General features: G+C 60.5%; 9 protein-coding genes. 8 read left to right on the forward strand and 1 reads right to left on the reverse strand.

Translation table 11 applies throughout. The features are described 5' to 3' along the window. Nucleotides 1–144: 144 nt before the first annotated feature. The 4 genes from ftsY (at nucleotide 145) to rpoH (ending at nucleotide 4,370) form a co-directional block, all read left to right on the forward strand. On the forward strand, nucleotides 145–1,686 hold the full coding sequence (gene ftsY, locus AC07V9_RS27365; protein ID WP_495018741.1) for a signal recognition particle-docking protein FtsY: 1,542 nt from the start codon (nucleotides 145–147) through the stop codon (nucleotides 1,684–1,686). Continuing rightward, nucleotides 1,683–2,354, forward strand: a complete 672-nt coding sequence (gene ftsE / locus AC07V9_RS27370; protein WP_166595768.1) for a cell division ATP-binding protein FtsE — start codon at nucleotides 1,683–1,685, stop codon at nucleotides 2,352–2,354. The genes ftsY and ftsE overlap by 4 nt, the downstream gene beginning before the upstream one ends. Further along, entirely contained in the window at nucleotides 2,351–3,376 is a 1,026-nt protein-coding gene (gene ftsX / locus AC07V9_RS27375) for a permease-like cell division protein FtsX (protein WP_495018742.1), read from the forward strand. The genes ftsE and ftsX overlap by 4 nt, the downstream gene beginning before the upstream one ends. 139 nt (nucleotides 3,377–3,515) lie before the next feature. Continuing rightward, nucleotides 3,516–4,370, forward strand: coding sequence for an RNA polymerase sigma factor RpoH (gene rpoH / locus AC07V9_RS27380; RefSeq protein ID WP_495018743.1), 855 nt, complete (start codon nucleotides 3,516–3,518; stop codon nucleotides 4,368–4,370). A 177-nt stretch (nucleotides 4,371–4,547) separates the two neighbouring features. Here the strand turns inward: rpoH and mtgA are convergent, their stop codons facing one another. Next, a complete protein-coding gene (mtgA, locus tag AC07V9_RS27385) occupies nucleotides 4,548–5,258 on the reverse strand; it encodes a monofunctional biosynthetic peptidoglycan transglycosylase (protein WP_495018744.1) in 711 nt (236 codons plus the stop codon). A gap of 71 nt (nucleotides 5,259–5,329) precedes the next feature. Between mtgA and AC07V9_RS27390 the strand changes: the two genes are divergently transcribed. The 4 genes from AC07V9_RS27390 (at nucleotide 5,330) to trmB (ending at nucleotide 7,668) form a co-directional block, all read left to right on the forward strand. Beyond that, nucleotides 5,330–5,713 (forward strand): DUF423 domain-containing protein, encoded by a 384-nt coding sequence (locus tag AC07V9_RS27390; RefSeq protein WP_400608707.1) that lies wholly within the window; start codon nucleotides 5,330–5,332, stop codon nucleotides 5,711–5,713. A 122-nt stretch (nucleotides 5,714–5,835) separates the two neighbouring features. Continuing rightward, a complete protein-coding gene (gene thiS / locus AC07V9_RS27395; RefSeq protein WP_296186335.1) occupies nucleotides 5,836–6,036 on the forward strand; it encodes a sulfur carrier protein ThiS in 201 nt (66 codons plus the stop codon). A gap of 68 nt (nucleotides 6,037–6,104) precedes the next feature. Then, nucleotides 6,105–6,899, forward strand: a complete 795-nt coding sequence (locus AC07V9_RS27400) for a thiazole synthase (protein WP_495018745.1) — start codon at nucleotides 6,105–6,107, stop codon at nucleotides 6,897–6,899. A gap of 55 nt (nucleotides 6,900–6,954) precedes the next feature. Beyond that, nucleotides 6,955–7,668 carry a tRNA (guanosine(46)-N7)-methyltransferase TrmB gene (trmB, locus tag AC07V9_RS27405; RefSeq protein ID WP_495018749.1) on the forward strand — a complete coding sequence of 238 codons (714 nt, stop codon included), beginning with the start codon at nucleotides 6,955–6,957 and terminating at the stop codon, nucleotides 7,666–7,668. The last annotated feature ends 127 nt before the right edge of the window (nucleotides 7,669–7,795 follow it).

Here is a 7,795-nt window from a genome sequence, read left to right on the forward strand (position 1 = left end):
TCGTCTGGGTGATTTTGTAGGGATTGCCCGGGCCCTCGACCGGCCAACAGATGAACAAGCAGACATAAAAGCAGTCTGTTTCGCATACAGAATTTTTCAGAGGCGCCGTTCTGGCGCGTCGCTACCTTGAGATAGCCGTCCTCCATGTTTGGTTCCAACGACGACAAGAAGACCCCAGCCCCGGCTGGCGAGAAAAAAGGCCTGTTCGGATGGCTGCGTAAAAAGCCGCAGGAAACCGTCGCCGAGCAGCCAAAAGATGCACCCGCAGCAGCGCCCGAGCCTGTCGTCGAGTCGACGCCGTCCGCTGCCGAGTCGCAGACACCCCCGGCCATCCCGCCTGCCACCCATGTGCCGCAACCTCTCATTGTCCCCGCGCCTGCGCTTGAAGAGCCGGTTTCCGAGCCCTGGCTGAAACTGCCGGTCGCGGAAGAGCCTGTGGCACTGACGGACGAGCACGAGCCTCACGTTACGCCCGAAATCCCGGCTTACACCGCCTCCTACGTTCAGTCGGACGTCGCGCTGCCGCACCCTCCTGCGCAACCGGCTGTCGTCGATACCACGTCCTTTGAAGTACCGCCGTCCATCGAGCCGATTCCGGTTGCCTTGCCCGATCCTGTGGCGGGCGATGATCTGCCTGCGCTGGCTCAGCCAACGCCTGCGCCGGTTGCACCTGTCGTGGCCCCTGTCGTGCCCGCAGTTGAGACCCCAGCTACCCCTGTCGTCCCACAAGTGCCGCAACCTGCGCAAGCCAGGCAACCCGGTTTCTTCGCCCGCCTCAAGCAAGGCCTGTCCAAGACCAGCGCCAGCCTTGGCGAAGGCATGGCCAGCCTGTTCCTGGGCAAGAAAGCCATCGACGACGACATGCTCGACGAGCTGGAAACCCGCCTGCTTACGGCCGACGTCGGCGTAGAGGCGACGTCGCTGATCGTGCGTAACCTGACGCAGAAAGTGGCGCGTAAACAGCTGACCGACAGCGATGCCCTGTACAAGTCGCTGCAAAGCGAACTGACCGAAATGCTCAAGCCGGTCGAAGCGCCGTTGGTCATCACCGCTGAGCACAAGCCGTTCGTGATCCTGGTGGTCGGCGTCAACGGCGCGGGCAAGACCACCACCATCGGCAAGCTGGCCAAGAAGCTTCAGCTCGAAGGCAAGAAAGTCATGCTGGCGGCGGGCGATACTTTCCGCGCGGCGGCGGTAGAGCAGCTGCAAGTCTGGGGCGAGCGCAACAAGATTCCGGTCATTGCCCAGCACACTGGCGCGGATTCCGCTTCGGTGATCTTCGACGCCGTGCAGGCCGCCAAGGCCCGTGGTATCGATGTGCTGATCGCTGACACCGCGGGTCGTCTGCACACCAAAGACAACCTGATGGAAGAGCTGAAAAAGGTTCGCCGTGTGATCGGCAAGCTGGACGAAGCGGCGCCTCACGAAGTGCTGCTGGTGCTCGATGCCGGTACAGGTCAGAACGCCATCAATCAGGCCAAGCAGTTCAATCAGACCGTGAGCCTGACGGGCCTCGCCCTGACCAAGCTCGACGGCACGGCCAAAGGCGGGGTGATCTTCGCGCTGGCCAAGCAGTTCGGGTTGCCCATCCGTTACATCGGCGTCGGCGAAGGCATCGACGACTTGCGGACTTTCGAGGCTGAACCCTTTGTACAGGCCCTATTCGCCGAGCGGGAGCGCACATGATTCGTTTCGAACAGGTCGGTAAACGCTATCCGAACGGACACGTCGGCTTGCATGAGCTGAGCTTTCGAGTGCGTCGTGGGGAGTTTCTGTTTGTAACCGGCCACTCCGGTGCCGGCAAAAGTACCCTGCTGCGCCTGCTGCTGGCCATGGAGCGCCCGACCACCGGCAAGCTGCTGCTGGCAGGGCAGGACCTGGGCCAGATCAGCAACGCGCAGATTCCGTTTCTGCGTCGCCAGATCGGCGTTGTATTCCAGAACCACCAATTGTTGTTTGATCGCACCGTGTTCAACAACGTCGCGCTGCCCTTGCAGATCCTTGGGCTGTCCAAGGCCGAAGTGACCAAACGCGTCGACTCGGCGCTGGAGCGCGTGGCGCTGTCCGACAAGGCCGAGCTGTATCCCGGCGACTTGTCCACAGGCCAGCAGCAGCGCGTCGGCATTGCCCGCGCCATCGTTCACCGCCCGGCCTTGCTGCTGGCGGACGAACCCACCGGTAACCTCGACCCACGTCTGGCAGCGGAGATCATGGGTGTATTCGAAGACATCAATCGTCTGGGCACCAGCGTGCTGATCGCCAGTCACGACCTGGCCCTGATCGCACGTATGCGCCATCGCATGCTGACCCTGCAACGCGGCCGACTGATTGGCGACGGGGAGGCCGGCGTATGAGTGCCACCCGCAGCCCAAAGGTTTCCGAGCGCGTGGCACCCAAGGCCGCCGAGCCGGGCCCACAGAAGAAAAAGAAACACGACGATGACGACGGCCCCGGTTTTGGTCAGTTGTTCAACGCGTGGATCGAAGCCCACCGGTCGAGCATGCTCGACAGCTTGCGTCGTCTGGGCAAGCAGCCGATTGGCAGCTTCTTTACCTGTCTGGTGATGGCGGTTGCGTTGAGCCTGCCGATGGGGTTGTCGTTGCTGCTGAGCAACGTCGAACGCCTGGGCGGTTCGTGGCAGCGAGCGGCGCAAATCTCCCTGTATTTGCAACTGGATGCTTCACCGAGTGAAGGCGCGAGTCTGGTGAGCCAGATCAAAGAGCTGAACGGCGTCGCCGATGCGGAGTACATCTCCCGTGAACAGGCGCTGAACGAGTTCCAGCAGCAGTCGGGGCTTGGCGAAGCGCTCAAGGAGTTGCCTGAAAACCCGCTGCCAGGCGTCGTGCTGGTCACGCCGCTTGAAGTTGACAAACCGGCCCTGGAGGCATTACGTACTCGCCTCGCTGCCATGCCGAAAGTGCAACAGGCGCAGCTGGATCTGGTGTGGGTCGAGCGTCTGGCGGCCATCCTCAAGCTGGGTGATCGCTTCGTCTTCGGCCTGACTGTGCTGCTCGTTGTGGCATTGTTATTGGTGATAGGTAATACCATTCGTCTTCATATCGAGAACCGCCGCACGGAGATAGAAGTCATTAAACTGGTGGGCGGCACCGATGCCTATGTGCGCAGGCCCTTCCTTTATATGGGCGCGTTGTATGGCTTCGGAGCGGGGATCCTGTCATGGGGCATTCTGGCGTTCGGTCTGGACTGGCTGAACGAAGCAGTGATACGCCTGGCAGGCTTGTATGGCAGCAATTTCTCCCTGGCTGGCGTGCCGGTGGCCGATGGTCTGTCACTCTTGCTTGGGGCTGTGCTGTTGGGGTATATCGGTGCGTGGATTGCGGTTGCACGCCATTTGAGAGAGCTGGCACCTCGTTAGGATTTAATGTTCGGGTAACGTTTGTAGCGTAAATTTTGTTTCACCTATTGACTTTTCAGCTAAGGGAACTTGTTTAGCGGTTCCCGGTCAATTTTCGCAGTGCTGAACTGCACGAGTCATGTGTCGGAGGTTTTTTCGTATGACCAATTCTTTGCAACCTGCTTATGCCTTGGTTCCGGGTGCAAACCTGGAAGCCTACGTGCACACGGTGAACAGCATTCCACTGCTGACGCCCGAGCAGGAGCGTGAACTGGCCGAGAGTCTCTATTACGAGCAGGATCTAGGGGCGGCTCGGCAGATGGTGCTCGCCCACCTGCGTTTTGTCGTGCATATCGCACGCAGTTATTCCGGTTACGGCCTGGCTCAGGCTGACCTTATTCAGGAAGGCAACGTCGGTCTGATGAAGGCCGTTAAGCGCTTCAACCCTGAAATGGGCGTTCGTCTGGTGTCGTTTGCAGTGCACTGGATCAAGGCCGAGATTCACGAGTTCATCCTGCGCAACTGGCGCATCGTGAAAGTCGCGACCACCAAGGCCCAACGCAAGCTGTTCTTCAATCTGCGCAGCCAGAAGAAACGCCTGGCCTGGTTGAATAACGAAGAAGTGCATCGCGTTGCGGAAAGTCTGGGCGTGGAGCCGCGTGAAGTGCGCGAAATGGAAAGCCGTCTGACCGGCCAGGACATGGCGTTCGACCCGGCTTCTGAAGCAGACGACGACAGCGCGTTTCAGTCCCCGGCCAATTACCTGGAGGACCATCGTTACGATCCGGCCCGTCAGCTGGAAGATTCCGACTGGACCGACAGCTCGACGGCCAACCTGCACGAAGCGCTGAACGTGCTCGACGAGCGTAGCCGCGACATTCTTTACCAGCGCTGGCTGGCCGAGGAAAAAGCCACGCTGCACGACCTCGCCGAGAAGTACAACGTCTCCGCCGAGCGTATTCGTCAGCTCGAAAAGAGCGCGATGAACAAGCTCAAGCTGTCGATTGCTGCGTAAGCGGTCAGCTGCAATAAAAAACGCCCCGAGATGATCGGGGCGTTTTTGTTTGTGCGGGCAGCGCAATTAAACGTAGGAGTGCGCTTGCCCGCGACACGGGTCTGTCTGACCCGTTGACTTGCCTGAGATCAAGCCATCGCGGGCAAGCGCGCTCCTACAGTTTGAGAACGTGGGTCATCACCACTCACGCCGATGGTTCAACCCCACCAGATACTCATCCCCACCCAACTGGCGCATCTGCTGGCGAATCCAGCCGGCGCGGCGTGAGACGTAGCTGGTGGGATGGCTGGCACTCCATTCCCGAGGGTTGGGAAGCACGGCGGCGAGATAGCTCGCTTGCTGGTTAGACAGCTGGCTGGCGTTGACGTGGAAATGGTGCTGCGCGGCTGCCTGAGCGCCGAATACGCCGTCGTCCCATTCCACGCTGTTGACGTACACCTCAAGAATCCGTTGCTTGGACCAGAGCACCTCGATCAGCCCGGTAAACCACGCCTCCAGCCCTTTGCGCAGGTAGCTGCGGCCGGACCACAGAAACAGGTTTTTCGAGACCTGCTGGCTCAGCGTACTGGCGCCGCGGATCGAGCCCCCACGCTCGTTGTGAACCAGTGCGGCCTGGATGGCGTCGATATCGAAACCCCAGTGCTCGGCGAATTTCTGGTCTTCGCCTGCAACGACGGCGACCTTGAGATCGTCAGAGATTTTCTCCCACGGTTCCCAGTCCCGTTGCAGGTCGATGGGTTGGCCGTCGAACCAGGATTCGATCTTGCGCTCGACCATCAACGCCGTGAACGGCGGGGGGACGAAGCGAAAGATCAAAACCAGCACGACACTGGCCGCTGCGAACCAGAGCAGACCTTTGGCGACACAACGAAGGAGGAGACGCAGCATAGAGATGGCTTGGCCGAACCCGTAGAGCGGGCCATTATACAGATCACGCGCCATTGAACCTGGAGTTACACATGCTTCGAACCTTTCTGATGTTGGCTGCTTTCTTCGGATTCACCGGCGTGGCCCTCGGCGCATTCGCGGCCCACGGCCTGAAAAACCGCCTGACCCCCGAATACCTCGCCATCTTCCACACCGGCGTGCTGTACCAGTTGATTCACGCGCTGGCGATCTTCGGTGTGGCGATCCTGGCGACGCAGATTCAGGGGCGACTGGTCAGTTATGCCGGAATCGCCTTCGTGCTGGGCATCCTGCTGTTCTCCGGCAGCCTTTATCTGCTGACCCTCACCGGCGTCAGCAAGCTGGGCATCATTACGCCGATTGGTGGCCTGTGCTTCCTCATTGGCTGGTTCATCCTGGGCTGGCTCGCGTGGCGCTTGGGCTTGGATACCCTTTAAGTGGTCGACCTCCCACAGGTGCATCATTGCGTCTTGGTAGAGACGAATGGCACCGCTTTGCCTTGGTCCGGCAGGCTGATCGGGCTAGAATGCTCGCCCCTAAAATGATGGCTGCCTCTCGCATGCGCATTCAGTTGAACGGTGAATCCTATGAACTGCCCGACGGCGAGACCGTTGCGGCGTTGCTGACCCGTCTGGACCTGGCCGGGCGTCGAATCGCGGTCGAGCTCAATCTGGATATCGTGCCGCGCAGCCAGCATGCTTCCACGGCGCTGAACGAAGGCGATCAGGTCGAAGTGGTGCATGCCATCGGCGGCGGCTGATTCACAGCGCCGCAGCCTGCCCTGATCCAGAAGACCTGCAAGAACCTCAACCGTAAAGAGGATTTCCGATGAGCAACGTTCGTAGCGACAAGCCGTTTACAGTGGCCGGTCGTACTTTCCAGTCGCGCCTGTTGGTCGGCACGGGCAAGTACAAGGATATGGAAGAAACCCGTCTGGCCACTGAAGCCTCCGGCGCCGAGATCGTCACTTTCGCTGTGCGCCGCACCAACCTCGGCCAGATCGAGGGCGAACCGAACCTGCTCCAGGTGCTGTCACCGGATCGCTACACCTTCTTGCCCAACACGGCTGGCTGCTACGACGCCATCGAAGCCGTGCGCACCTGCCGCCTGGCCCGTGAGCTGCTTGACGGCCACAATCTGGTGAAACTGGAAGTGCTGGCGGACCAGAAGACCCTTTTCCCCAACGTGATCGAAACCCTCAAGGCTGCTGAAACGCTGGTCAAGGAAGGCTTCGACGTGATGGTCTACACCAGCGATGATCCGATCATCGCCCGCCAGCTGGCCGATATCGGCTGCTGCGCGATCATGCCCCTGGCCGGTCTGATCGGCAGCGGTCTTGGCATCTGCAACCCGTATAACCTGCAGATCATCCTCGAAGAATCGAAAGTCCCGGTGCTGGTCGATGCCGGTGTCGGCACTGCGTCCGATGCCACCATCGCCATGGAACTGGGCTGCGAAGCGGTGCTGATGAACTCGGCCATCGCCCACGCGCAACAACCGATCCTCATGGCTGAAGCCATGAAGCACGCCATCCTGGCAGGCCGCATGGCTTACCTGGCTGGCCGTATGCAGAAAAAACTCTACGCCAGCGCATCCTCGCCGCTGGATGGTCTGATCAAGTAAGAGCCTGTTGATGATTGATTCGCAAACGCCCGACCCACTTCCGGACGACGAAGTGATGAACGACGAAGACGGTAAAGCACAGGGCGATGACAGCCATCATCGGCGCATCAAGAGCTTCGTGATGCGCGCCGGTCGCATGACCGAAGGCCAGCAACGCGGTCTGGATCAGGGCAAGCCGCTGTTTGTGCTGCCGCTGGCCGACGCGCCGGTTGATTTCGACACGGTGTTCGGTCGCTCGGCGTCGCGCACCTTGGAAATCGGTTTCGGCATGGGCCACTCGCTGCTGGAAATGGCAGCAGCGGCGCCTGAGCAGGATTTCATCGGCGTTGAAGTGCATCGCCCTGGCGTGGGGGCGCTGCTCAATGGTGTGCTGACCCAGGGCCTGACCAACGTGCGGGTCTACGATTGCGACGCGATCGAAGTGCTCAACCGTTGCGTGGCCGACAACAGTCTCGATCGCCTGATGCTGTTCTTCCCGGACCCATGGCACAAGGCGCGTCACCACAAGCGTCGTATCGTCCAGGCCGAGTTCGCCGAGCTGGTGCGCAGCAAGCTCAAGCCAGGCGGCGTGCTGCACATGGCCACCGACTGGGAACCGTATGCCGAGTACATGCTGGAAGTCATGAGCGTCGCGCCGGGGTATCGCAACCTGGCCGAAGACGGCAAATGCGTCCCGCGCCCTGCGGAGCGTCCGATCACCAAGTTCGAGCGCCGTGGTGAGCGTTTGGGGCACGGGGTTTGGGATTTGAAGTTCGAGAAGATCGGCTGATCAAGCGGCGTCCCGCCGAATGGGGGACGCCGATCGGACGTTGGCGTGAACCTGTGGGAGATTCTATGTTTGGGGGGCAACCCCCAAACGTCTGGCAGGGTCGTAATCCTGCTTTTTCTTCAGCAAC

The organism is Pseudomonas sp. GW821-FHT02A11, from assembly GCF_059421985.1.